1 protein-coding gene and 1 pseudogene are annotated in these 508 nt (G+C 51.4%); one reads left to right on the top strand and one right to left on the bottom strand.

Annotation, left to right across the window (positions count from 1 at the left end):
* On the top strand, positions 1-217 hold a 217-nt coding region (locus tag BFF42_RS20505), incomplete at its 5' end, for an integrase core domain-containing protein (RefSeq protein WP_024167567.1).
* An 8-nt stretch (positions 218-225) separates the two neighbouring features.
* Here the strand turns inward: BFF42_RS20505 and BFF42_RS20500 are convergent.
* Positions 226-414: pseudogene (locus BFF42_RS20500) on the bottom strand (LysR family transcriptional regulator); the annotation flags it as partial.
* Positions 415-508: the final 94 nt, after the last annotated feature.

Here is a 508-nt window from a genome sequence, read left to right as displayed (position 1 = left end):
CGGAATAGCAGAGAGCTTCGTGAAAACGATAAAGCGTGACTACATCAGTATCATGCCCAAACCAGACGGGTTAACGGCAGCAAAGAACCTTGCAGAGGCGTTCGAGCATTATAACGAATGGCATCCGCATAGTGCGCTGGGTTATCGCTCGCCACGGGAATATCTGCGGCAGCGGGCTTGTAATGGGTTAAGTGATAACAGATGTCTGGAAATATAGGGGCAAATCCAGACACATTGCGGTTCGTTGATAATAAAGCTACAGGCGTTATGTCTTCCCGGCTCAGTAAAATCGACATCTGCAATTTGCGGTGAAGCCACCAGCACCAGCGATTGTTCACCCAACTCTCGTCGATTCAGGGCATCATCATTCCCTACGCGATAAAAGACGCCGACATCGGCCTCATCATTCGTAAGCGTGCAGCAAGAACCGTATTGACGGGGATGTGTTATTCAGTCGGCAGTGCTACGCGCCAGGGGAGCAGTTCGCCGACCCGGTTTATCGGCCAGT

It is taken from the genome of Shigella sp. FC1661 (genome assembly GCF_001712525.1).
Classification (GTDB): domain Bacteria; phylum Pseudomonadota; class Gammaproteobacteria; order Enterobacterales; family Enterobacteriaceae; genus Escherichia; species Escherichia coli.
The sequence above is the reverse complement of the archived record's forward strand: the minus strand, read 5'-3'. Positions and strand labels throughout refer to the sequence as shown.